This is a genomic window from Corynebacterium sp. HMSC064H12 (genome assembly GCF_001809925.1).
GTDB classification, from domain to species: domain Bacteria; phylum Actinomycetota; class Actinomycetes; order Mycobacteriales; family Mycobacteriaceae; genus Corynebacterium; species Corynebacterium jeikeium_D.
Genome location: NZ_KV799326.1, coordinates 46,989 through 69,035, shown reverse-complemented (window position 1 = coordinate 69,035; position 22,047 = coordinate 46,989). Strand labels below are relative to the sequence as shown.

The following is a 22,047-nucleotide window of genomic DNA, read 5'->3' as shown; positions in this document are numbered from 1 at the left end:
TTCTAACAAAAAACCGCGCTGACGTGCTCAGACAACTTTAAGGTTGTTCTACGGCTCAGCTCACAGGACTAGCTCACACGAGCCTGTGGCATTTCGTCATAATCGTCGTCATCAAAGCGGTAGTCAGTGTAGGCCAGATCTGCGAAATCCGGGTCCTCATCATCAAGCTCGACCACTACCGCGCCCGGACGGCGCAGACGCTGTGGAATTCCCAGCTCATCATCCTCGCGGTTACGCACGCCGAGGCGGGCCATCTTCATACGGCGAATTCGGCGAGCCCGCAGTTCCTGCTCTGCACGCACGGTGCGGCGCAGGTTGACCAGATACAGGGTCATCAAGCCGACACCGACCAGTGGAATCCACCAGGTCCAACCACCGGCGAAAGCAGCGATGATGACCGTGACCGCGATGAACGCTGCCAGCCCAGCAACCGAACGGCGGCGGCGGGCAAAGCGAGTCTCAGCGTACTGGGCATCCGAAATCGGATCGAACCCACCACGACCACGGCGCTTCTCAGCGAACGCGTAATCATCTTCGGTCAAGGTGTCATCGACAGCGACTGCGTCATCGTTGGACTCGACACTGTGGTCGCTGTCGTCCTCGACGGTCTCGTCGGGTTCCGCCTGCTCGTCTACGGTGTCTGCTGCCTCTTCAGTCTCAGAGAGAGCCTCAGCGTCCGCGTGCTCAGCGTCAGCCGCGGCACCGGAATCAGCGTCAGATTCAACGGCATCTTCGAACATCAAGTCATCGGCGTCGACAAACTGACGGCGAACGTCAACGCTCACATCGGAAGAGGACTCATCTGCACGAACCACGTCACCTTCGGCGGAGGCAACGGCGGAGTCAGATTCAGCATCCTCGTCATTAACGACAGCCTGCAGCGACTGGTCTGCAGACTCATCATCGGACACGTCCATGTCAGAGCGGTCAGAAGACTCAGCAGTGGCTTCCTCGGTAGCGGAATCATCCGCCTGCGGGGTCTCCTCTTCTGCATCTGCCGCTTCCAGCTCGTAGACGATATCGCCGTCAACGACGGCCGGGTCGGCCGCCTCGTCCACGGTGTCGTCGATAAGCACGTCGCTGACATCGAAGTCATCGTCGACCTGCGCGTCAACGGTTTCGAGAGAATCGTCGACTTCTTCGGCTACGCGCACGTCCGACTCCTTAAAAGACGGACGGCGGCGCGTCGTGGCCAACTCCTCGCCACCACGATGCAGCACGCGGGTCTTACCTAGCGCATCGGAAGTACGACGAATCGGCTTGCGCGTATTGACCACCAGCGGGGCCAGCACAAACAGCCACAGTACAACGATGAGTATCAGCAACAGTGAAGTTGACATATTTTGTGTCTCCTTGCGATTTCGCCCGGGGTTTCGCCGTCTCTCCCCGGCCCAAATACGCCACCCACATGCCCTTCCACAGAGGCATTTGCGAAGGCAGTCAGCGTATCTAGAGCGAATTCGCCCAATAGTAGAGTTGTCATCACCCTATCGGCGTGTGTTACTCAGACTACTCAGGCGCGCCGTTGCGGTGGGTATTTCTCCGCCTCTTCATATTGCGCGCGACCACTCGCCACGATGAGGTCCACTGCACTGTCCTCCCCCACCCGCGCATAAGTCAGATGATCGCGCCACGCGCCATCCATATGGAAGGCTTCCCGCGCCACGCCTTCGTACTCGAACCCACAGTTTTCCAGCACGCGTATCGACGGGACATTGCTGTCCAACACAGTCGCTTCAATTCGGTGGACGCCAACTCTCTTGGCATAATCCGACGCCAACGCCACTGCCGCAGTGGCGACCCCTCCACATGTAAAGCCGCTGCCGACCCAGTAGCCAATCCATGCGTGAGCGACGGGGAAAGGTGTAATACCGCCGAGTGTGAGCATGCCAGCGAACTGGCCGTCTACTTCAATGGTGGAGACAATCATGTCTCCCGCAGCCTCTGAACGACGCCAACTGCGCAGGTTACGGCGGAAAACAGAAGCCTTGTGGGCGTTATCCCAGTCGTCCTCGAGGGTTGGCTCCACGGGGCGCAAAATGGGCTCGTCGCGCAGCCGCAGTGTCCGCCATGCAGAGGCATCAGAGCGCTCTGGCACACGCAGGCGGACTCGGCCGCCACTGGTTACTAGACGAGAAGTACGCACAGCAACAATACTCGCGGTAGTGGAGTGAGGTTAGGCCTGGCGCGCCATGAACAGCACGTCAACTACATCTCCCGGACGCACGTGCAGCACGTCTTCCGGAATCACGATGAGGCTGTTGGCTTCCGACATACCGGCCAAAAGATGGGCTTGCGCACCGCCGGAACCTCCCAGCGGCTGCACCATGTATTCGCCGGTCTCGCGGTCACGCATGAGCTGGCCACGGATGTAGCCACGGCGCTTCTCCGCCGACTCGATCGGGCCGACAGCACGAGCGGTGACAGCGCGGCGGCGGGGATTGCGCTTCCCCAACGCCAGTCGGATGAGGGGACGAACCATGACCTCAAAAACGACCAATGCGCCGACCGGATTCGACGGCAGGAGGAACGTTGGAATCTTGTCATCTCCCAGCAGACCAAAGCCCTGGACTGAACCAGGATGCATAGCGATGCGGGAAACATCAACCTCGCCCAATTCAGCCAGCACACGGCGAATCTGCTCACCCGCGGCACCGCCGACAGCCCCCGTGATGACCAAGAGCTCACTGCGAATGAGCTGGCCTTCGATGATTTCCCGGATGCGGCGGGGCTCACCGGTGGCAATACCCACTCGGTGTACCTCAGCCCCAGCATCGCGGCCGGCTGCAGCCAGCGCGTAGGAGTTGACGTCGTAGACCTGACCGAGCCCCGGTGTGCGGTCAACATCGACCAACTCATTACCAATGGAAATCACGGACATACGTGGCTTGGGGTGCACCAAAACCTTCGAACGCCCCACCGCTGCCAGCAATCCAACCTGTGACGGCGAAATCACCGAGTCCAAGGACACCGCCACGTCACCCGGCTGCACGTCGTCACCGACCTTGCGCACAAAGTCACCGGAGTAGACCGGATGGAGAACATTAACTCGACGGCCACCGCGGTCGGTCCAGTTTAGGGGCACGACGGCGTCGGCAAGCGATGGCAGCGGCGCACCAGTTTGTACGCGCACGGCCTGCTTCGGCTGGAGACGCATCGGGTGGTGAGAGCCGGCTGTCACCTCACCGACAACAGGCAGCTCGACCTCGCGAAAATCAACATCACTCTGACGCGCATCCGGAGGTAAAGAACCAGATTCGCCGACGATATCGACAGCGCGCACCGCATAACCATCAATCGCTGACTGCACGAATCCCGGCAACGGCTGCTCTGCGATGACATCTTCAGCGCACAGCATGCCGAGGGATTCCGAAATAGCAACGCGCACAGGATCAGGCATCACAGCGTGTGCGGTGATTGCCGCCAACTGTTCTTCCACAGAACGCATGTTTTACCTTCCTCGGCACCAACCCGCGGTGCGCTTTATGCTATTCAGCTTCTCAGTACAAGCCTCTATAAAAAGGCTTTAAGCCTGTTCATCCTGCGCCAGACGCTGCTGCATGTAGTCGCGCAGCCCCTCGCCGTAGTCCGGATGCCTGAGTCCAAAGTCTACGCAAGCACGAATGAAGCCACCAGGATTTCCCAGGTCATGGCGGAACCCCTTGTGAACGACCACATGAACCGGATGCCCCTCTTGAATCAGCAGCTCAATTGCATCGGTGAGCTGGTATTCGCCGCCCTTACCGCGCGGGATGCGGCGCAGCGCATCGAAGATGGCGCGATCGAGCAAGTAACGTCCGATTGCAACGAAGTTGGATGGAGCATCCGCAGGGTCCGGCTTTTCCACCATGCCCTTGACTCGCTTCACATCGTCCCAGGCATCAGCGTCGGCCGCGTCAGCACCGAGCTCACCAGACTCCGCCGGGGTGGCGTCCTCAATATCGAAGACACCGTAGTTGTAGACCTCTTCATGAGGAATTTCCAGCGCACACAGCACCGAACCACCAAAGCGCTCGCGCACTTCCGTCATCCGATCCATCACGCCCACTGGGAGCACGAGATCGTCGGGAAGCATGACAGCAACGCTGTCCTCATCGTCTTCGAGCAGCGGCTCTGCGACCAACACCGCATGCCCCAGGCCCAGCGGTCGATCTTGAACAACGGATTCCACGCGAATGACCTCGGTGGCGCGGCGTACCTTCGCTGCAATCTTGTCCTTGCCACGCTCGGCGAGAGTCTGCTCAAGGTCCGGGCGCGGGTCGAAGTGCCCAAGCACGCCATCCTTACTCGGCGCTGTGACAATAGCCAGGCGTTGCGCACCAGTGGCGGCGGCCTCTTCAGCAATCATCTCGATGCCCGGCGTATCAACTACGGGCAGCAATTCTTTCGGCACTGTCTTGGTGGCAGGCAAGAATCGCGTACCCATGCCCGCGGCAGGAACGATGACAGTTCGAACCGGAGTAGTCATGTCCGAACCAGACTCTTTAGACGATGAGACCATAATGGCAACGATACCTATATAACTTCCATTTGCTCGGAGGCTGACCCCGCTTTTTCAACGCATTAATCAGAAATTTTCTCCTGCGCTGACGACAGAGGTCGCTCCCCTACCTGACAGAGTAGGTTTGCAGGTATGGCTCCGCTTCCCGAAACCACGTCTGATTTCAAAGCCCGCACACGGCACGAGGTACTCGCCGCACGCGCCGCCAAGGGGCAGCGTGAGCGCATGCTTGACGACGAAGCACTGGTACAGCGGTTGCAAGAATGGTTATCCAACACCGTCGGCGACCTCGCAAAACCTGTCATTGCCGCTTATGTCCCCGCTGGTGACGAACCCGGCGCAAGCGTTTCTAGTTCGACTGGCGGTAAGCCCGGCCAGGGCTTTGTGGAGGCTCTGGCAAACGCGGTTTCCGGAGCACGAATTCTGCTTCCCGTCTGCCCGCCCGGTCCACCACAACCGCTGCACTGGGGTTACTACAACGGCAGCTTCCACAAGGGCCGATTTGGACTCTTGGAACCTGTTTCGGTGGAAGACTCTGCTGGCCCAGCTGAGCTGGGTGTTGCCGACGCCATTATCCTGCCGGCAGTTGCGGCCGACCCCGCAACCGGGATGCGGTTAGGGCGTGGCGCTGGTTACTACGATCGCAGCTTGGTTTTCGCTCGACGCGACAGTGATACGGATGGGGTGAGAGCTGCGGCCATCGCTGTTGCAGTTTTCAACACCGAATTGCGCACGGAGCTTGCCTACGATGAGCACGACATTCCTGCCGATTATGTGATCACGCCAGCGGGGATTTCACAGATTTAATGGAACCGATTCCGGGATTTTCGCGCCTAACTTAATATGAGCCCAAAATATTCGTCCCGGTTTCCGCGTCCATTCCGAAAGCTCCGCCCCACAACTATTCGGCGGATGGTTGCCCTCACTGTTTTCCTATGCGCAGTCGGCCTGGCGGCGGTGGAGTCATTGACACCCCGCAGCGGCCATATTCGGGTAGTGGTTAGCGCCAAATCCATTGCCGCTGGCGCATCGGTGGCAGAACAAGATGTGGCTTTCAAGGACATTCCCCGGGAGCTCGTTCCCGGTGGAGCCGTAACGGACATCGCCTCTGTGCGGGGACGCACCCTGGCCACCGGCATGTCACCGAGAGAGATAATTACAGAGCAGCGAATGGTCGGCCCGTCACTTGCCAAGTCGCTGACGGGGACGTCGGAAAGCAAAATTATTGCCATCACGTTGACTGATGCGGGCATTGTGTCCGCTCTTCGCACTGGTGACAGCGTGGATATTGTGTCGACAGCGGATGAGCGCGGGGTGGCGGCGCCGCTTGCACACGGGGCAAGGGTGGTCAACATCGTCGACGATGAGGTGGTCTTGGTCGCTCTGCCCACCGGCGCCGCGGAGGTGGTGGCTGCGACATCGCTAGCATCTCCGCTCACACTGTTACTCGCGGGTTAGTGACCAAAATCTCACTGGTTCAAAGATTTTATGGTCCTGAACAGTGTTTTTCGCAGAAAGTTGACTTGTCCCACAACTTAGTGCGGGGATACAATGGCCAGGCAATTCAAAACTACGATTAGAGCGAAGAAGAGTGGCACTGCCTGATATCGCACTGCCCCGTTTCTCAAAATCGTATGGGCCTGCCATGAGCAACACGATGACTCACAGGTCTCGTTTGGTTTGTTCCGTTTCTACAGAAGGAAATTTCCTATGCTTAAGGGCTTTAAAGAGTTCATCATGCGCGGCAACGTCATCGACCTGGCGGTCGGTGTTGTCATCGGTGCTGCGTTCACCGCAATCGTCACTGCTTTCACCGACAGCCTGCTCGAGCCGCTGCTGAACACCATCGGTGGCGCAGAGGTCACTGGCCTTGGCTTCGAAATCATCAGCGGCAACCCGTCGACCTACCTTGACTTCGCAGCTGTCATCACCGCAGTCATCAACTTCCTGCTGGTCGCAGCGGTTGTCTACTTCGTCATCGTTGCTCCGATGAACAAGTTCAACGCGATGCGTGAGGCTCGTCTGGAGACCTCCGCTGAGCCGGAGGTCACCGAGGCTGACCTGCTGACTGAGATTCGTGACCTGCTGGCTGAGCAGAACGGCAAGCCGAAGACGGAGCTGAACTAGCCTCTAGCTGCTAGTTGCAGGCTTCCGATAAGAAGCGAACTAATGCTTTTACACAGCGCTCATCCCCAATGGGGTGGGCGCTGTTTTATCCAATAGTCCACATCAAAATCACGAGCATCCTCCGGGGATTCATCGTGATAGTGCACTGTGCGCGCGGTTTTCGCACTGCGTGACTGGGCAAAGTTTTTCGCCGGTGCACCTGCGCGACGACGTTGCCTACGGCTGCCACTGCGCGGCGCGGCTTGCTCTTGCTCTTGCTCGGGCTGATTGGGATGTTTGGCGTCGCCCATTCCTAGACGCTCCAGCGGCAGAGGTCATCAAGCACATGTGAGACCAGCGGGAGAATTGTCGCCATGCCATCGCGCACTGCAGCGCGAGACTCCGCGAGATTGACAATCACTGTCTGACCGGACACACCGGCCAAACCGCGGGACAGCCCCGCATCCAAGGCGCCAGCTCCCATACCGGAGTTACGAATAGCCTGCTCGATGCCCTGCAGCCGCACATCAAGAACCTTGCGAGTGGCATCCGGAGTCTTCGCACGAGGACCAACTCCAACACCGCCCACCGTGACGACCAAATCTGCGCCACCGACAACAGCGGTATCTAGAGCCTTCCGGATCTCACGCTTGACTGCACCAGTGCTGACCACGGCATCGACCGAGTAGCCGTCTTCTTCCAACAGCTCAACCATGAGCGAAGCCGCACCATCCGGGTTCTCGAAATGGTCCCCCACGAGGACAACGAACGCATTTCGGACCTGGCCGTCGTCGTTGATAAGACGCTCCATCTCAGCGAGGTTGACGTCACTTGGCTCAGTACTCACGGTTTCGCTCATCTGCTCTATCTCGCTTTCTCCCACAGCTTTTCACTCGAAGTTTCACTCGAAAACTCTTCTACAGATGGTGAGGTACTAACTCCACCACGCTGCCTATCAATCCTGGGCTTCTGCCAAGGTGACATCGACCGTTCGCTCGTTGCCGCCTCGCTCATCTGTAACTGTAAGTGTGACAGAATCCCCGATCCGATGCGACCGAATAGCCGCAATTAGTGCAACGCCGTTGTCAAGTGTGCGGTCATCAACCTTGGTAATCAGGTCACCATCTTTCAGACCCGCCTTATCAGCTGGGCCACCTGGCGTTACTTCTCGCACCAGTGCACCACGTGCAATCGGACGCGAATCGATCTGGGCACCAATGACAGGCATCCGCGCCTTGCCGGAATCGATCAGGTCTTCCGCTATGCGACGAGCCTGATTAACCGGAATTGCGAAACCAAGGCCAATGCTGCCCGCCTGTTCCGATGCCTCACTGTTAGAGGCAATCACGCTGGGCACACCGATGAGGTTGCCTTCCATGTCCACTAGCGCTCCGCCGGAGTTACCCGGATTAATCGCCGCATCGGTCTGGATTGCATCAATGACCGAGGACTGACCGTCTTCACCAGCGGCGGTCACCGGACGGTTCTTAGCGGAGACAATGCCCTGCGTAACAGTGGAGGTCAGTCCCAGTGGCGAACCAACGGCCACCACTTCCTGGCCAACCTGAACCTGCGAGGAGTTGCCCAGCGAGATTGGTCGCAGCCCGTTAACACCTTCAATTCGAATAACGGCAATATCCGTAGCCGCATCCCCTGCAACCAGAGTTGCCGGGTGCGTGGTGCCGTCGGAAAGCAGGACTTCCATATGTGCGTCCGGACCCGCGCCTGCAACGACGTGATTATTCGTCAGCACCAGACCGTCGGACGACAGAATGGAGCCTGACCCCGACGCCGTGCCCCGCTCCGAGACAGTGGTGATGGAGACGACACTGGGAAGGACCTTCTGCGCGACCTTCTCCACGGACCCCTCAGCTGCTGCTACCTGACGGGTTTCCGCAGGCTTATCCAGCGCGTTGTCCGCGGGGGCCGACGACTGCGAGTTGTGAACTACCCATGCGCCGACACCGCCACCGATACCGGCCGAGCACAGCATCAGGGCAGCGACTGCCAGCGCCCCCATGCCCTTAGCCCCCTGGGCACCCTTGGTCTTCTGCTGATTGGCCGCAACGTCCCACTCTGAACCGCCTCCGTAAGCGCCGTTCGGCTGAGACGGGATGGTGTTGTAGTGGGAATTCTCCCAGCCGCGCTCATTGACAGAAAACTGGTTTGTCTCACCAGCATCCCCCATGGCACGGTTCTCGCTGAAGTTGTGAGATTGCGAGGAGTAGTGTCCCCGCTCATCTCCTCGCGAGGAATCGTTGAAAGAGTTGCTCATACGTAATACCTTGCACTGTCTGTCTAACAATTGGCTGAGAGCAGTCTGCAGTCTCGCCGAAAATTCCCCGAATGAAACACCGAATCCCCGCCACGCACTTCCTTAAAAGGCTGCGCGCAGCGAGGATTACATCAGCTTTGACGTGGGGTTATGCGTTTCTAGCTAGGCTCTTGAGCGGAATCGGAGTCGTCACCTTTTCCGCTGTGCGGACTGCCCGGCAGCGTTACTCTCATCAAGGCACCGCCATCATCGGACTCATCGGCAGTAATCGTACCCCCGTGGCGGACGATGACCGACTTCACAATGGCCAAGCCCAGGCCGGATCCAGGCATCGACCGCGACTGAATGGAACGGTAGAAACGCTCGAAGACCTTGTCTCGATCTTCCTTCGGGATACCTGGCCCCGAGTCCGCCACCGTGAATTCAGCAACAACCTCGCTGAGCGGCGTCAGACGAACCCGCACGGTGCCATTTTCTGGCGACCACTTTGCAGCATTGTCCATCAAGTTCAAAACTGCGCGACCAAGACCCGCCGAATCCCCGTAGACATACCACGGAGCTGTCTGCACATCGAAAGTAATGTCCGGACGACGACGCTCAACACGCGCCAGCGACGTGGAAATGATTTCGTCGACATCGACATGCTCAATAACCTGTTGCGGGCCATCTTCGCGTGCCAGATCAACCAGGTCACCGACCAGCGTCGACAGCTCTTCCAGCTGTGCGATGACGTCAGCTTCCAGATCCGCGCGATCCTCATCCGAGATTGCCGCTCCCGAACGGGAGGCCATCATCAGCAGTTCAATATTTGTGCGTAACGACGTCAGCGGAGTCTTCAACTCATGACCAGCATCTGCAACCAGCTCCGCCTGCTTAATGCGCGACGCTTGAAGTGCAGCCAACATCTCATTGAAGCTGCGGGTGAAGCGCGCAAGCTCATCGTCGCCCTCCACAGGGATTGGGCGCAGCTCGTCGGTTTCCGTCACCCGCTCCGCAGCAATGCGCAGCCGAGTGACCGGGCGCAGACCCGTTGTTGCCACCGTAATACCTGATCCGATTGCGAAGAGGATTCCGATAGCAGAGATACTCAGCAGCACTGCACTGAGCGCTTTCAAGACCGACTGCGTCGAGCTCAGATCCTGCGAAAGGATCAGCGTCGCACCGTCTTCGGAGCGGACGGCGTATACACGACGGCCGTTGTACTCATCGGTGCGAATCGATTCCTGTCGATTCCCCCGCAACACCGCAAGTTCGGGGCCACCAATAGAGATTGAGCCACCGCCTTTGCCCGCCACACTGCCGTGGGCAAAGTACACCGCGTCCAAATCGGGGTTCAGAATCCTGTTCGAGTCCGCTTCAAAGGAGGGGCCAATGGCAAACTCCGAAGCGTACGGTGACATCAGCAGCTTTTCCGCCTGGCTACGGAGGTTACTGTCCACCTCGCGGTATAGCGCTGCCTGCACAGTAAAAAATGCAGCCAGCGTCATCAGCCCCACCGACATCGCCACAATGAGCGCTGTCAGAATAGTCAGCCGCCAACGCAGCGAAGGGATACGCGAGCTCCGCGGCAGGCCGGGAAGCGATTCCCCTGCCATCGTCTCAGTATTCGCGGACTTCTCTTGCTTACCGACGGTACCTTGCCCCGGATTGACCTCCGTGGCAGAACGCTGATTTGATTGCACGCCACCGCCGGTCGAACGACGACGGCGCAACATCACGGTGCGGTCTCCCGCATCACATAACCGACACCACGAACGGTGTGAATCAGACGCGGCTCTCCCTCTGCCTCAGTCTTACGACGCAGGTAACCAATGTAGACCTCCAGCGCATTGCCGGACGTCGGGAAGTCATAGCCCCAGACATCCTCCAAGATGGCGGTACGGGAGAGTACACGCCGCGGGTTGCTCATCAGCAATTCCAGCAGCGCAAATTCTGTACGAGTGAGGCTAATGCGGCGTTCACCGCGGAAGACCTCACGAGTTTCCGGGTCCAAGGAGAGATCCTCAAACTGCAGAGTTGCGGCATCCTCCATCGCAGGCACTTCCAAAGCAGAACGACGAAGTAGCGAACGGACACGAGCGAGCAGCTCTTCCAATGCGAACGGCTTGGGCAGGTAGTCATCTGCGCCGGCATCAAGACCAGCTACGCGCTCGGAGACCGAATCACGTGCAGTCAACATCATGACCGGCAGATCATCGCCTTCGCTGCGCAGCCGACGGCAAACATCCAGGCCGTCCAGCTTCGGCATCATGACATCCAAAATGGCCAAATCCGGACGATCCTTGGCAATCTTTTCCAAGGCCTCTGCGCCATCCTCGGCGAGCTCGACCGTGTAGCCATTAAAAGTCAACGATCGCCGCAACGCTTCGCGTACCGCTTGATCGTCATCAACTACCAAAATCTTCATACTGCCCATTGTGCCTTGAAAATATAAGGTGAGTGTAAATGTGACACAGATTCTTCGTGAGAGTGCTCCCATAAAACCTGGCCATAGAACTGAAAAACCTCACCCCATCGCCGAGTACAAGCGATGGGGTGAGGTTTAAAAAGCTCTTTATCAACTGTTCCTTACACACTGAACGCGCTCTGGGCGCTCGAAGCGCTCTTCGGTTCAGCGAGGAACGTTGTCAGCATCCTAAAAGATGCGCGTTAGAACTTCTCGACGTCAACCAGGCCGAGCTGAACAGCCTTGGCGATGCGACGAGGAACGTTGTAGACGCGACCGTTTACCTTGACTTCCTGGAGAGCGACGTTGTTGCTCTTCCACTGGGAACGGCGAGCGCGGGTGTTAGCACGCGACATGCGACGCTTTGGTACTGCCATTTTCTTATTCCCCTCCTATTCTTAGTTCTTCTTCGCGCGGCGAATGCGGTTACCGTAACGGCGCTGGAACTTCTCGACGCGACCAGCGGTGTCCATGACACGCTGAGCACCGGTCCAGAACGGGTGCGACTCGCTGGTGACGTCAACGACGATCAGCGGGTACTCGTTACCGTCTTCCCACTCGACAGTGCGGTCGGAGGTGGCGGTGGAACGGGTAAGGAAAGAGTGACCCGTGCCTGCGTCCTTGAAAACCACCGGGTGGTAATCAGGATGGATGTCCTTCTTCATTAATTCTCGTTTCCCTCAGGATTGAACTTCAGGTCGCTTTCCCCCAGCTAAGAGTGAGAGAATCGTGCCTGAGTTGGGTACGAACACGACTTACAATGACACGCACCGGGTCAATATTTCTATAAACCGGCATGTGACACTCGATGGAATATTACAGGCTCGAGCCCGAAAATTAAAAAAGGGCCCTGCACTAACGCCCGTCGACAAGCACGAACTCTATGACGACACTCGAGAGTCGCACCGAGAAAACCACAGTGGAACAGCGATTAGGTTATCCCGCAACTCGTGTGTAAACTGTTCTCTCGCTGTTGTCTAGTTATTCGTTTACGCGCTCAGCGTCGAGTGTCAGTGGGCAGCGCCCCGGAAAAGGCCAGGTGGATTCCTCGGTTATTCAATAGTCCGGCGTGGCGCACCAGTGATGTCGGCATTGGGCGGCAAGGAAGCAAAGGAATCCCTATGTCGGCGATTTGCCAGGTTACGGGACGCAAGCCGTCTTTCGGCAAGACCGTGTCCCACTCCCACCGGCGCACGTCGCGCCGTTGGAACCCCAACGTGCAGCGTAAGAAGTTCTACCTCGCCTCTGAGGGGCGTCACATCACTCTGAATGTGTCCCCGAAGGGTCTGAAGACCATCGACAAGTACGGTATCGAGGCTGTTGTTGCTCAGATTCGTGCACGTGGGGAGAAGATCTAAAAAATGGCACGTAATGACATTCGTCCAATCATCAAGCTGAAGTCCACTGCGGGCACCGGTTACACCTACGTGACCCGTAAGAACAAGCGCAATACCCCGGACCGTATCACCATTAAGAAGTACGATCCGGTTGTCCGCAAGCACGTCGAATTCCGCGAGGAGCGCTAATTCATGGCTAAGAAGTCCAAGATTGCCAAGAACGAGCAGCGCAAGGAAATCGTCGCTCGTTATGCAGAACGTCGCGCTGAACTGAAGCGCATCATCAAGTCCCCGCACTCCACTGACGAAGAGCGCATGGACGCACAGTACGAGCTGAACCGTCAGCCGCGTGACGCGTCCCCGATTCGCGTCCGCAACCGTGACGCTGCAGATGGTCGCCCGCGCGGCTACCTCCGCAAGTTCGGTCTGTCCCGTGTCCGCGTTCGTGAGATGGCCCACCGTGGCGAACTCCCGGGCGTCCGTAAGTCCAGCTGGTAAGTCGAGGAGCACCAATGAAGCGCAATCACTCTAACAAGAAGGCGCGGATGGAGCAGTCCCGCCGCCCGAAGAAGAACCCGCTCAAGGCCGCAGGCGTTGAGAAGGTTGATTACAAGGACATTAACCTGCTCCGCCAGTTCATCTCTGACCGTGGCAAGATTCGTTCCCGCCGCGTCACCGGTCTGACTCCGCAGCAGCAGCGCCAGGTCGCTACCGCTGTGAAGAACGCCCGCGAGATGGCACTCCTGCCGTTCACCAGCCGCTAAAGATGGCTGGTCGGCGGGAGCCGATCATTCGAATACCCGCCGAAAGGCCTTATTTACGCGCTGGCCGCATGACGATACATGCGATAACAGCGTAAAACGGACTCAGTCCTTCCCCACCAAGGGGATTGGATTGGGTCCGTTTTTTATTGTCTAAAATATGCACTTATGCCCGCTCTCACCGAAATATTCACCGGCTTTGGTTCCGTCGCAGTACTGATCATTGTTGGCTGGTTGTTTGGGCGCAGTGAGATCGTCGATAAGCGGGCATCTTTTACCCTGAATATGGTCGTGTTCTGGATTGCGATGCCGTGCATGCTCGCGCACACGCTCGCGACGGCGGATTCGGCGAGCATCTTCGGTTCGGCGTTTGGCGTCGCGGCACTGTCGGCGCTTGGCACGGCGGCGTTTTACCGGATCTTTGTGGCACCCATGTTCAAACAGCGCGGCGCCGATGCTGTGGTCGGCGCGATGTCGTCGAGTTACAACAACGTCGCTAATCTCGGCGTGCCCATCGCAGTCGCAGTGCTTCACGACGCTACCGCCGTCGTCCCAGCCCTTATCTTTCAGATTGCCTTCTATGCGCCCGCTTCCATGACGGTGCTGGAAATCCTCACCAACCGCGGCCATTTCCGACCGCGCAATGTCATCATGGCACCGCTGAAGAACCCAATCTTTCTGGCGGCGATGGTGGGGCTTGCGGTTAATGCGTTTGCTATCGAAGTACCTCAGTTCGTAGCGCATCCAGTGGGGCTATTGGGGCAAGCCGCAGTGCCAATGGCACTTCTGGCCTTCGGTATTAGCCTGCATGGCATGCCGTTTATGGAAGCCGGCCGCTCCCCTCGTCGCGCCGTCGTGGTGGCGTCTATGCTGAAGCTTTTCCTCCACCCCGCGCTCGCTCTGCTGTTCGGTCATTTCGTCTTCGGTCTCAACGGGCATGCGCTGCTGGCAGCTGTGATTATCGCCGGCCTGCCGACAGCCCAGAACGTCTACACCTTCGCCTCCCGCTTCGGCCGGAACCTTGAGCAGGCGCGCGATTGTGGCGTGATTACGACGATCGCCTGCTTGCCGACGGTCCTGTTGTTCACCCTGCTATTGAGTTAGGCGACTCTTCCCGACGGCCTGGAGAGAATCTCGTTACCCTTGGAGGCGTGGAGATTCTGAAGACACTTCTCGAGGCCGACCCGTCCGTGCCTCGTTTGACCTGTTATGACGAAACTACCGGCGGTCGTACCGATTTATCGGCCCAAACCCTGGACAACTGGGCCAGCAAGATCGCCAACATGCTGCACGATGAGTTCGACCTCGTCGCCGGAGACCAAGTATGGATTGACTTGCCGTTGATCTGGCAGTCCGCCTGCATCATCCTGGGCTGCGAGCGTGCTGGCGTCACCGTTAGCGATGAGGAGCCGCTGGTCGTATTCACCACTGTCAGCAACGTCAGCACGTGGGAAGAGAAGTTCCCAGATGCCTACCTCGCAGTGCTTACCGACGATCCCTTTGGCCGTGGTGTCGTGGAATGCGGTGATGATATTCCACCGGGAGTCATTGACTTTGGTCCGGAAGTTCGTTTCCACCCAGACGCATATCTAGGCGCAGGCCCGGACTCCGACCAAACCCCCGTTATTGGGGAGAAGTCGGCTGCAGAACTGCTTTCATCTGCTGGCGATTACGCGGACGAGATGCAGCTCACGACCGGTTCCCGCGTCGTTTCCGACGGCTGGCTGGTGCCTGATTCTTCACAGGTCACCGCAGATAAATGGGCACGTAATGTGCTGTCGGCTTGGGTTCGTGGAGGTGCTGCCGTCGTCGTGCGCGGTGGTGATAGCGAGCGTGTCACTGCTATTTCTACGGCCGAAAAAGCCCGTGTGATTTAGTCGCAGCTGTCCCGTCGAGAAGCGCTCTAAGTAGTCGCGATAACCTGGAAACCGTGATTACCCGACCATATATTCTTGCGATTCTCGCCCTCATCAACGTCTTGGGCGCACTGGCTGTATGGGATCTGAGCCCATGGTGGTGGATTCTGATGGCCTTCATCCTCTTCCTGGATGTTGTGGCTATCTATGACATGCTTCAAAAGAAGCACTCCATCTTGCGGAACTTCCCGGTCATCGGCCATCTGCGCTACATGGGTGAGACCATTCGCCCTGAGATGCAGCAGTATTTCATCGAGCGCAACTTCGACGGCGCTCCGTTCGACCGCGATACTCGTACCGTGGTCTACGAGCGTGCGAAGGGGCTGTCCTCGAAGAAGTCATTCGGTACTGAGCGAAAGATTAATGCGCCCGGCTACGAGTACGTCCGCCACTCGATGGCGCCGAGCCAGCACGTCATCGAGGATCCGCGCGTAGATATTGGCGGTCCGGACTGCGCCCAGCCGTACTCAGCGTCTGTCTTCAACATCTCAGCCATGAGTTTCGGCTCTCTGTCCCCTAACGCTGTCATGGCAATGAATAAGGGCGCGAAGCTGGGCAACTTCGTACAGGACACCGGCGAGGGCGCTATCAGCCCTTACCACTTGAAGTATGGCGCAGACCTCTATTGGCAGCTGGGGTCCGGATACTTCGGTGCACGTACTGAGGATGGCGACTTCGACCCGGAGCTCTTCCGCGAAAAGGCTAAGATTCCGCAGGTCAAGGCAACCTATCTGAAGGTTAGCCAGGGCGCAAAACCTGGACTCGGCGGCATGCTGCCAGGTCACAAGGTCAACGAAGAGATTGCGGCTACTCGCCACGTACCAGTTGGCAAGGGCGTGATGAGCCCTCCGTACCACCGCGTCTACTCCACCCCGCGTGAACTTGTTCGGTTTATGGGCACCATGCGTGAGCTCAACGGTGGCAAGCCGGTCGGTTTCAAGCTGTGTGTTGGCTCCCAGCTTGAGTTCCTCGCCGTGTGCAAGGCCATGCTGGAAGAGAACATCACCCCGGACTTCATCATCGTCGACGGCGCTGAAGGCGGCACCGGTGCTGCACCGCTGGAATACTCCGACCGCGTTGGCCTGCCGCTTACCGACGGCCTGATTCTCGTCCATAACGCGCTCGTAGGTGCCGGTCTGCGCGATCGCATTAAGCTCGGTGCGTCCGGCAAGGTCATTACTGGCTTCGATATTGTGAAGCGCATGTGCATCGGTGCTGACTTTGTGAACTCGGCTCGCGGCATGATGATGGCCACCGGCTGTATCCAATCTCAGCTATGTCATACAAACACCTGCCCGGTGGGTGTGGCTACCCAGGATCCGAGCCTGTGGAAGGCCCTGGATGTCGACGACAAGGGTCAGCGTGTGGCCAACTATCACAATGCCACGGTCGCGGAAGCAGCTAGCCTGTTGGCATCGATGGGCCTGAATAGCTTCTCTGAGCTGGGGCCGTCCCACCTGCTGCGGCGCACCAATGAGCAGGTCGGTGAGACCTACGCGGAGCTCTACAACTGGCTGCAGCCAGGCGAGCTGCTGAGCGGAACTCGCTTCCACAACTGGGCCGAAGCCTGGGAGACTGCCGACCCGGACACGTTCCACTACCCCGCAGTTCATATGCGCGGGTAGTTCGGGGCTGGTTGCGCGCCCTACTCACCCATCAGCTTCTTGCGCAGACGCTCGTCCTTCGCCAGAACTTCATCGCGCATGTTGGCCTGGTAGTTCTCCATCGCCACAATGAGCTCCGGGTAACCGGCCGAGAGAATACGCACAGCCAGCAGGCCAGCGTTCTTAGCGCCGCCCACACCGACGGTTGCCACCGGAACGCCGCCCGGCATCTGAACGATTGACAGCAGGGAATCGACACCCTCCAGGTTCTCCAACGCGCGTGGCACGCCGATAACCGGCAGCGGAGTGGCCGACGCAACCATGCCCGGCAGGTGTGCTGCACCACCGGCGCCAGCGATAATGCAGCGCAGCCCCTTGTCAGCGGCGGACTTTGCGTAGTCAATCATGCGTTCCGGAGTGCGGTGTGCAGAGACCACACCTACCTCAAAGGGAATTCCGAACTCAGCCAAGACCTCCGCTGCGGGCTCCATGGTCGGCCAATCCGAGTCCGACCCCATAATCAGACCGACCAGCGGACCGGTTACGTTGGCCAACTTCGGGCTTGCCACCTGGTTTGCTTCAGCCAATGTTGTCTCCTTGAGATAGCAATCTAATTCTTATACAGCGCCAGCCACCTATGCGGTGTAGCCGTCTGCCCACACGCCATCGACGATGTAGCCAGCAGCGAGGTTGGCAACCCGCCGGGTCTCCGCGATGCCTTCCGGGCTTGCGTCGTAGCCGCACAGGTTGACGTGCCCCAGCTTACGTCCAGGGCGCCAATCCTTCCCGTACCAGTGAATCTTCGCTGATGGGAAACGACGCCATACCTCAGCAAAACGCTGTGAAATAGGTACATCCGAGGCCTCATCGCCACCGAGCGTATTGACCATTACCGTCACCGGCGCAGTCGGGCGAGTGGAACCCAGTGGCATGTCAGCAACTGCACGCAGGTGCTGCTCAAACTGGCTGGTCTCACAGCCGTCCTGCGACCAGTGACCAGTGTTGTGTGGCCGCATGGCCAACTCGTTGACAAAAATCTCCGGATTGCCGTCAGCATCGACGGTTTCGAACAGCTCAACTGCCAGCGCGCCGGTTACTCCCAGCTCGGAAGCGATGGTCACACTGAGCTTTTCGGCCGCTCTCGCAAGGTCGTCGGCAAGCCCTGGCGCCGGGCAGATTGCCTCAACACAGATGCCGTCACGCTGCACGGACTCGAGGACCGGCCAGGCCTTGACCTCGCCCGACGGCGTGCGCGCACACATGGCCGACAACTCACGAACCAGCGCGACCTTCCGCTCGGCCATCAGCGGCACGTCCTTGCCCAGCAGTTCGTCGACAAGCGCACGCAGATCCTCGCGGTCCTTCGGGAACCACACGCCGTGACCGTCGTAACCGCCGCGGCGAGCCTTCAGGCAGACGGCACCGTCAACGCGGTCGAAGAATGCTTCGGCATCCTCGGCGGACTCAATTGCAGCGTAGGCAGGTACTGGAGCGCCCAGTTCCTCCAGGCGCTGGCGCATCAGCAGCTTATCCTGCGCGTACAGCAACGCCGACGGCTGAGGCTGAACCGAGTAGCCCATCTCGGTCAGCTTGTTGAGGAATTCGGTGGGAACGTGCTCATGGTCGAAAGTCACGGCCTGCGCACCGGCGACAGCGCGCTCAACATCTTCCCAGACGTGGTAGTCGCCGATGATAACGTCCGCACACACCTGCGCTGCGGAAGCATCCGGCGAACCGGCGAGCAAACGGATGGACTGTCCCAGCTCAATGGCCTCAGTCTGCATCATACGAGCCAGCTGACCGTCACCAATCACCGCCACAACCGGCACGCCATCAGCATGCGCGGGATGCTGCGCAGCAGTTAGCGCTGCAGCGGAATTAGAAGTGGAATTAGTGGAGTTTTCAGGGGTATCCGAAGCAATCACACCCCTGATTGTAGGTTATGACCCAAAATTCTAAGTCAACCGGGAGACCAACTTAGCCACCTTGCGGGAGCTGGGAATATCTTCTACAGCCAGCGGCGGGCCGAAACTGCGGGTGTGCAGATACAACACGCCGCCCTTGCGATTGACCGCACGCACCGAACGCAGATCAATCGAGACCACCTGCGGGCGCAGAATGCCGCGGCGCAAAATAATCCGCCTATCAGTCAGCACAAACCGCTCCCCCAGCCAACTTAGTACCGGACGAACGACGCGCCAGAGAATAAGCCCCAGCCACGCGAAGAGCAGCAGCTGACGCACACCTTGCAGATCTCCCGGAGCAATCCCAGGGCCGTCGATAAAACCAATCAGCAACCAGCAGACGCCCGTGATAACCATGAGTTCCAAGAGCGGCCACACCAGCCGACCAAAAGTTGGATTGGTGTCCAGCAGAATTGCCTCGCGCGTGTCCAACTCATCATCGGGAAAGGCCATACAGCACTACCCCCGCTCCGAATCAGCCTGCGGGGACGCATAGCCGCCGTCAGTGGCACGAACATGGAACACGTCACCGGCCGCAACAAAGTGACTTGTGCCAGCTTCATCGGTGACGATCAATTCGCCGTCGGCACGCACGCCAACCGCCTTGCCCACCAGCACGCGATCCCCCGGCAACTCCACGCGCACGTTCGAACCGATGGTCGCGCACACCGCCTCGTAGTCCCGCAGCAGCTCCGCATCGCCCTTTCGCCACTGCGCTTGACGACGTCCCAGCGCACGCAGCACACCAGCGGAGATGTCGTCGCGGTCGAGGTTTTCCGCTCCCGCCAGGTATAGCGAAATGGCGTGTGGCACCGGCAGCTCATCTTCCTGCAGGGAAACGTTGATGCCGATTCCCGGAATGAGAATTGGCGGTGTCAGCGACGCGGCCTCCACCAGAATTCCGCAGAGCTTACGACCGTCAACCAGGACATCGTTCGGCCACTTCAGGGAAACGCGTTCAGGCGCAAGACCCGCAACTTCCACAACAGCATCGACAACTGCGAGGCCCGCGACTAACGGCAACAGACCCAGTTGCTCGGGTGCGAGCCCTTCCGGGCGCAGCAGCGCGCTGAGTGCAATGGACGCACCCTTCGGGGCCGTCCAACTACGACTCAGTCGACCGCGACCTGCGGTCTGCTCCGAGGCGATAAGCGCACTGAGATCTGCCACCTGCCCCAGTGCCGCCTGTTTCCGAAGATCAGCGTTGGTCGAACCAGTGGTTTCGACAACCTCAATGGAATTCCAGCCCGGCGCGGCTGCGCGCACACGCGTGGCGTCAAGAGGCTTGCGGGAAGCAACAATCCTGGGGTTGGTCATGCACAGCAGTCTAGCGCCATGGCCGGATTCACTGAGTCGTGACCTTTCTCAAGAGCTCGACAGCGTGAGAATCATCACAGCTCGCCTGCTTTACTATTTTCCTTCCCAAACACTACATTCCATAACATGACTATTTCCTCACGTTTGGCGGCGGAGCAACACACCACCGCTTTTCTCAATGAAGACCTTCTACGCCGACGCACTGCTGCACTGACTCCGATGGGGTCGCGGGGCTACGACAAGCTCAAACTGACTGAGCGCATGAATGCCCGCGAGCGCATTGACTACCTGCTGGACGAAGGATCTTTTGTCGAATTTGATGCGCTAGCCCGCCACCGCACTACCGCATTTGGGATGGAAGCCAAACGCCCCGTGACCGACGGAATCATCACCGGCTGGGGAACCATAGACGGCCGTGAGGTCTGCATCTTCTCTCAGGACGGCACAATCTTCGGTGGTGCACTCGGAGAGGTCTACGGCGAAAAGATGGTCAAGATTCAGGAACTTGCCATCACTACCGGCCGCCCCCTTATTGGCATGTACGAAGGCGCCGGCGCCCGCATCCAAGATGGCGCAGTCTCACTGGACTTTATTGCCCAGACGTTCCACCACAACGTTCGCGCCAGCGGCGTCATTCCGCAGATTTCAGTCATTTTTGGTGCCTGTGCGGGCGGAAATGCCTACTCCCCAGCACTGACGGACTTCGTTGTCATGGTGGAGGAAAACTCCCGTATGTTCGTCACCGGCCCTGACGTAATCGAAACAGTCACAGGCGAAAAAATCAGCCAGCACGAGCTCGGCGGCGCCGACACCCATATGGAGATCGCCGGAAACTCCCACTACACCGCCGCTAGCGAGCAGGATGGACTCGACTGGGTCTGCGATTTGCTCGACTACCTCCCCAACAACACAACCTCCCCCGCGCCCAGCTGGGATTCCGATGCCAGTGACGAAATCACCGACACCGATCGCACCCTCGACAGTCTCATTCCCGACAGCCCATCCACGCCGTACGACGTGCACGAAGTCATCTACGCGCTTTGCGACGATGCGGAGTTCCTGGAAATCCAGGAAAACCGAGCAGCCAATGTCGTGATTGGCCTTGGCCGTCTCAACGGTCAATCTGTTGGGTTTGTCGCTAATCAGCCCATGGAATTCGCGGGCTGCCTAGATATCGATGCAGCGGAGAAGGCCGCGCGATTCGTCCGAACCTGCGATTGTTTCAACATTCCACTCGTCTTTCTCGTAGACGTACCCGGCTTTCTCCCCGGTTCAAATCAAGAACACCAGGGAATTCTGCGCCGTGGCGCTAAATTGCTCTATGCGTATGCAGAAGCAACCGTTCCTAAAATCACCGTCACCATGCGCAAAGCCTATGGCGGCGCGTATTGCGTGATGGGATCAAAGGGGCTCGGCGCGGATGTAAATCTGGCTTGGCCGACGGCACAGATCGCCGTGATGGGCGCCTCAGGCGCAGTACGCTTCCTCCATCGTGCCGAGATTCGAACCGCCACCGAAGCAGCTCTCGCAGCAGACCCAGCGGCCGATAGATTTGGCACTCCCGAGAGTGTGAAAGAACTCATTGCTGAACTGGAAATGGGATACGAGCAACACATGCTCACGCCTTATCGTGCCGCCGAACGGGGGTTAATTGATGAAGTCATCCTCCCCTCCGAGACACGAACTCGAGTGATAAAAAATCTGCGCCTTCTAACTTCAAAGAAAGTACCGTGGCCTGCGCGCAAGCACGGCAATATTCCACTGTAAGAGCAGGCTTTTTGCTGTACAACGAGCTAGTCATTACCCCTACTTTTGTTAAC

25 protein-coding genes are annotated in these 22,047 nt (G+C 58.5%); 11 read left to right on the top strand and 14 right to left on the bottom strand.

The genetic code is table 11. The annotated features are described in order from the left end of the window. Positions 1–68: 68 nt before the first annotated feature. The 4 genes from glpR to HMPREF2681_RS02245 form a co-directional block, all read right to left on the bottom strand. Positions 69–1,340 carry a divisome protein SepX/GlpR gene (glpR, locus tag HMPREF2681_RS02260; protein WP_016423263.1) on the bottom strand — a complete coding sequence of 424 codons (1,272 nt, stop codon included), beginning with the start codon at positions 1,338–1,340 and terminating at the stop codon, positions 69–71. Positions 1,341–1,513: 173 nt separating this feature from the next. After that, a complete protein-coding gene (locus HMPREF2681_RS02255) occupies positions 1,514–2,146 on the bottom strand; it encodes a GNAT family N-acetyltransferase (protein ID WP_049193056.1) in 633 nt (210 codons plus the stop codon). A gap of 30 nt (positions 2,147–2,176) precedes the next feature. Further along, positions 2,177–3,448 (bottom strand): molybdotransferase-like divisome protein Glp, encoded by a 1,272-nt coding sequence (gene glp / locus HMPREF2681_RS02250; RefSeq protein ID WP_005511382.1) that lies wholly within the window; start codon positions 3,446–3,448, stop codon positions 2,177–2,179. Positions 3,449–3,526: 78 nt separating this feature from the next. After that, positions 3,527–4,501, bottom strand: a complete 975-nt coding sequence (locus HMPREF2681_RS02245; protein WP_070545940.1) for a UTP--glucose-1-phosphate uridylyltransferase — start codon at positions 4,499–4,501, stop codon at positions 3,527–3,529. Positions 4,502–4,633: 132 nt separating this feature from the next. On the opposite strand from HMPREF2681_RS02245, the gene HMPREF2681_RS02240 reads away from it, so the two are divergent. The 3 genes from HMPREF2681_RS02240 (at position 4,634) to mscL (ending at position 6,628) form a co-directional block, all read left to right on the top strand. Beyond that, on the top strand, positions 4,634–5,308 hold the full coding sequence (locus HMPREF2681_RS02240) for a 5-formyltetrahydrofolate cyclo-ligase (protein ID WP_049171297.1): 675 nt from the start codon (positions 4,634–4,636) through the stop codon (positions 5,306–5,308). A 105-nt stretch (positions 5,309–5,413) separates the two neighbouring features. After that, complete coding sequence (locus tag HMPREF2681_RS02235) at positions 5,414–5,959, top strand: SAF domain-containing protein (protein WP_224433571.1); 546 nt, start codon at positions 5,414–5,416, stop codon at positions 5,957–5,959. 252 nt (positions 5,960–6,211) lie between these two features. Further along, on the top strand, positions 6,212–6,628 hold the full coding sequence (mscL, locus tag HMPREF2681_RS02230; protein WP_016423268.1) for a large-conductance mechanosensitive channel protein MscL: 417 nt from the start codon (positions 6,212–6,214) through the stop codon (positions 6,626–6,628). Positions 6,629–6,920: 292 nt separating this feature from the next. On the opposite strand, the gene HMPREF2681_RS02225 is transcribed toward mscL, so the two are convergent. The 6 genes from HMPREF2681_RS02225 to HMPREF2681_RS02200 form a co-directional block, all read right to left on the bottom strand. Beyond that, entirely contained in the window at positions 6,921–7,490 is a 570-nt protein-coding gene (locus HMPREF2681_RS02225; protein ID WP_126108175.1) for a MogA/MoaB family molybdenum cofactor biosynthesis protein, read from the bottom strand. A 72-nt stretch (positions 7,491–7,562) separates the two neighbouring features. Further along, entirely contained in the window at positions 7,563–8,882 is a 1,320-nt protein-coding gene (locus tag HMPREF2681_RS02220) for a S1C family serine protease (RefSeq protein ID WP_070545938.1), read from the bottom strand. A 158-nt stretch (positions 8,883–9,040) separates the two neighbouring features. After that, entirely contained in the window at positions 9,041–10,597 is a 1,557-nt protein-coding gene (locus tag HMPREF2681_RS02215) for a sensor histidine kinase (protein ID WP_049189711.1), read from the bottom strand. Next, a complete protein-coding gene (locus HMPREF2681_RS02210) occupies positions 10,597–11,289 on the bottom strand; it encodes a response regulator transcription factor (protein WP_005511429.1) in 693 nt (230 codons plus the stop codon). The genes HMPREF2681_RS02215 and HMPREF2681_RS02210 overlap by 1 nt, the downstream gene beginning before the upstream one ends. Positions 11,290–11,531: 242 nt before the next feature. Beyond that, positions 11,532–11,705, bottom strand: a complete 174-nt coding sequence (rpmF, locus tag HMPREF2681_RS02205) for a 50S ribosomal protein L32 (protein ID WP_005511439.1) — start codon at positions 11,703–11,705, stop codon at positions 11,532–11,534. 21 nt (positions 11,706–11,726) lie between these two features. Continuing rightward, positions 11,727–11,993 (bottom strand): type B 50S ribosomal protein L31, encoded by a 267-nt coding sequence (locus HMPREF2681_RS02200; protein ID WP_005511390.1) that lies wholly within the window; start codon positions 11,991–11,993, stop codon positions 11,727–11,729. Positions 11,994–12,449: 456 nt separating this feature from the next. Between HMPREF2681_RS02200 and rpmB the strand changes: the two genes are divergently transcribed. The 7 genes from rpmB to HMPREF2681_RS02165 all read left to right on the top strand — a co-directional run bounded on the left by rpmB (position 12,450) and on the right by HMPREF2681_RS02165 (position 16,967). After that, the gene (rpmB, locus tag HMPREF2681_RS02195) at positions 12,450–12,686 is read left to right on the top strand and encodes a 50S ribosomal protein L28 (RefSeq protein WP_016423274.1); all 237 of its coding nucleotides are present in this window, start codon (positions 12,450–12,452) and stop codon (positions 12,684–12,686) included. 3 nt (positions 12,687–12,689) lie between these two features. After that, entirely contained in the window at positions 12,690–12,854 is a 165-nt protein-coding gene (gene rpmG / locus HMPREF2681_RS02190) for a 50S ribosomal protein L33 (protein ID WP_005511413.1), read from the top strand. Between the two features lie 3 nt (positions 12,855–12,857). Continuing rightward, on the top strand, positions 12,858–13,163 hold the full coding sequence (rpsN, locus tag HMPREF2681_RS02185) for a 30S ribosomal protein S14 (RefSeq protein WP_005511414.1): 306 nt from the start codon (positions 12,858–12,860) through the stop codon (positions 13,161–13,163). Between the two features lie 14 nt (positions 13,164–13,177). Further along, positions 13,178–13,429, top strand: coding sequence for a 30S ribosomal protein S18 (gene rpsR / locus HMPREF2681_RS02180; RefSeq protein ID WP_005511410.1), 252 nt, complete (start codon positions 13,178–13,180; stop codon positions 13,427–13,429). Positions 13,430–13,594: 165 nt separating this feature from the next. Continuing rightward, entirely contained in the window at positions 13,595–14,530 is a 936-nt protein-coding gene (locus HMPREF2681_RS02175; RefSeq protein ID WP_070545935.1) for an AEC family transporter, read from the top strand. A 47-nt stretch (positions 14,531–14,577) separates the two neighbouring features. Then, positions 14,578–15,303, top strand: a complete 726-nt coding sequence (locus HMPREF2681_RS02170) for a TIGR03089 family protein (RefSeq protein WP_016423276.1) — start codon at positions 14,578–14,580, stop codon at positions 15,301–15,303. Between the two features lie 53 nt (positions 15,304–15,356). Continuing rightward, positions 15,357–16,967: an FMN-binding glutamate synthase family protein gene (locus HMPREF2681_RS02165; RefSeq protein ID WP_016423277.1), complete on the top strand. Its 1,611-nt coding sequence runs from the start codon at positions 15,357–15,359 to the stop codon at positions 16,965–16,967. Positions 16,968–16,987: 20 nt separating this feature from the next. Here HMPREF2681_RS02165 and purE read toward each other — a convergent pair whose 3' ends face one another. From purE to HMPREF2681_RS02145, 4 genes are all read right to left on the bottom strand, one after another. Continuing rightward, on the bottom strand, positions 16,988–17,464 hold the full coding sequence (gene purE, locus HMPREF2681_RS02160) for a 5-(carboxyamino)imidazole ribonucleotide mutase (RefSeq protein WP_042389458.1): 477 nt from the start codon (positions 17,462–17,464) through the stop codon (positions 16,988–16,990). Positions 17,465–17,581: 117 nt separating this feature from the next. Then, positions 17,582–18,871: a 5-(carboxyamino)imidazole ribonucleotide synthase gene (locus tag HMPREF2681_RS02155; RefSeq protein WP_016423279.1), complete on the bottom strand. Its 1,290-nt coding sequence runs from the start codon at positions 18,869–18,871 to the stop codon at positions 17,582–17,584. A 30-nt stretch (positions 18,872–18,901) separates the two neighbouring features. Further along, the gene (locus tag HMPREF2681_RS02150) at positions 18,902–19,363 is read right to left on the bottom strand and encodes a YdbT family protein (protein WP_016423280.1); all 462 of its coding nucleotides are present in this window, start codon (positions 19,361–19,363) and stop codon (positions 18,902–18,904) included. Between the two features lie 6 nt (positions 19,364–19,369). Continuing rightward, positions 19,370–20,227: a biotin--[acetyl-CoA-carboxylase] ligase gene (locus HMPREF2681_RS02145; RefSeq protein WP_016423281.1), complete on the bottom strand. Its 858-nt coding sequence runs from the start codon at positions 20,225–20,227 to the stop codon at positions 19,370–19,372. Positions 20,228–20,353: 126 nt separating this feature from the next. On the opposite strand from HMPREF2681_RS02145, the gene HMPREF2681_RS02140 reads away from it, so the two are divergent. Beyond that, positions 20,354–21,994: an acyl-CoA carboxylase subunit beta gene (locus HMPREF2681_RS02140; RefSeq protein ID WP_070545933.1), complete on the top strand. Its 1,641-nt coding sequence runs from the start codon at positions 20,354–20,356 to the stop codon at positions 21,992–21,994. Positions 21,995–22,047 lie beyond the last annotated feature (53 nt).

What these genes read in the sequence shown, in the direction of transcription:
- glpR (WP_016423263.1), bottom strand. Translation starts at nt 1,340, where the DNA reads ATGTCAACTTCACTGTTGCTGATACTCATCGTTGTACTGTGGCTGTTT.
- glp (WP_005511382.1), bottom strand. Translation starts at nt 3,448, where the DNA reads ATGCGTTCTGTGGAAGAACAGTTGGCGGCAATCACCGCACACGCTGTG.
- HMPREF2681_RS02245 (WP_070545940.1), bottom strand. Translation starts at nt 4,501, where the DNA reads ATGGTCTCATCGTCTAAAGAGTCTGGTTCGGACATGACTACTCCGGTT.
- HMPREF2681_RS02240 (WP_049171297.1), top strand. Translation starts at nt 4,634, where the DNA reads ATGGCTCCGCTTCCCGAAACCACGTCTGATTTCAAAGCCCGCACACGG.
- HMPREF2681_RS02235 (WP_224433571.1), top strand. Translation starts at nt 5,414, where the DNA reads ATGGTTGCCCTCACTGTTTTCCTATGCGCAGTCGGCCTGGCGGCGGTG.
- mscL (WP_016423268.1), top strand. Translation starts at nt 6,212, where the DNA reads ATGCTTAAGGGCTTTAAAGAGTTCATCATGCGCGGCAACGTCATCGAC.
- HMPREF2681_RS02220 (WP_070545938.1), bottom strand. Translation starts at nt 8,882, where the DNA reads ATGAGCAACTCTTTCAACGATTCCTCGCGAGGAGATGAGCGGGGACAC.
- HMPREF2681_RS02215 (WP_049189711.1), bottom strand. Translation starts at nt 10,597, where the DNA reads ATGTTGCGCCGTCGTCGTTCGACCGGCGGTGGCGTGCAATCAAATCAG.
- HMPREF2681_RS02210 (WP_005511429.1), bottom strand. Translation starts at nt 11,289, where the DNA reads ATGAAGATTTTGGTAGTTGATGACGATCAAGCGGTACGCGAAGCGTTG.
- rpmF (WP_005511439.1), bottom strand. Translation starts at nt 11,705, where the DNA reads ATGGCAGTACCAAAGCGTCGCATGTCGCGTGCTAACACCCGCGCTCGC.
- HMPREF2681_RS02200 (WP_005511390.1), bottom strand. Translation starts at nt 11,993, where the DNA reads ATGAAGAAGGACATCCATCCTGATTACCACCCGGTGGTTTTCAAGGAC.
- rpmB (WP_016423274.1), top strand. Translation starts at nt 12,450, where the DNA reads ATGTCGGCGATTTGCCAGGTTACGGGACGCAAGCCGTCTTTCGGCAAG.
- rpmG (WP_005511413.1), top strand. Translation starts at nt 12,690, where the DNA reads ATGGCACGTAATGACATTCGTCCAATCATCAAGCTGAAGTCCACTGCG.
- rpsN (WP_005511414.1), top strand. Translation starts at nt 12,858, where the DNA reads ATGGCTAAGAAGTCCAAGATTGCCAAGAACGAGCAGCGCAAGGAAATC.
- rpsR (WP_005511410.1), top strand. Translation starts at nt 13,178, where the DNA reads ATGAAGCGCAATCACTCTAACAAGAAGGCGCGGATGGAGCAGTCCCGC.
- HMPREF2681_RS02175 (WP_070545935.1), top strand. Translation starts at nt 13,595, where the DNA reads ATGCCCGCTCTCACCGAAATATTCACCGGCTTTGGTTCCGTCGCAGTA.
- purE (WP_042389458.1), bottom strand. Translation starts at nt 17,464, where the DNA reads ATGGGGTCGGACTCGGATTGGCCGACCATGGAGCCCGCAGCGGAGGTC.
- HMPREF2681_RS02150 (WP_016423280.1), bottom strand. Translation starts at nt 19,363, where the DNA reads ATGGCCTTTCCCGATGATGAGTTGGACACGCGCGAGGCAATTCTGCTG.
- HMPREF2681_RS02145 (WP_016423281.1), bottom strand. Translation starts at nt 20,227, where the DNA reads ATGACCAACCCCAGGATTGTTGCTTCCCGCAAGCCTCTTGACGCCACG.
- HMPREF2681_RS02140 (WP_070545933.1), top strand. Translation starts at nt 20,354, where the DNA reads ATGACTATTTCCTCACGTTTGGCGGCGGAGCAACACACCACCGCTTTT.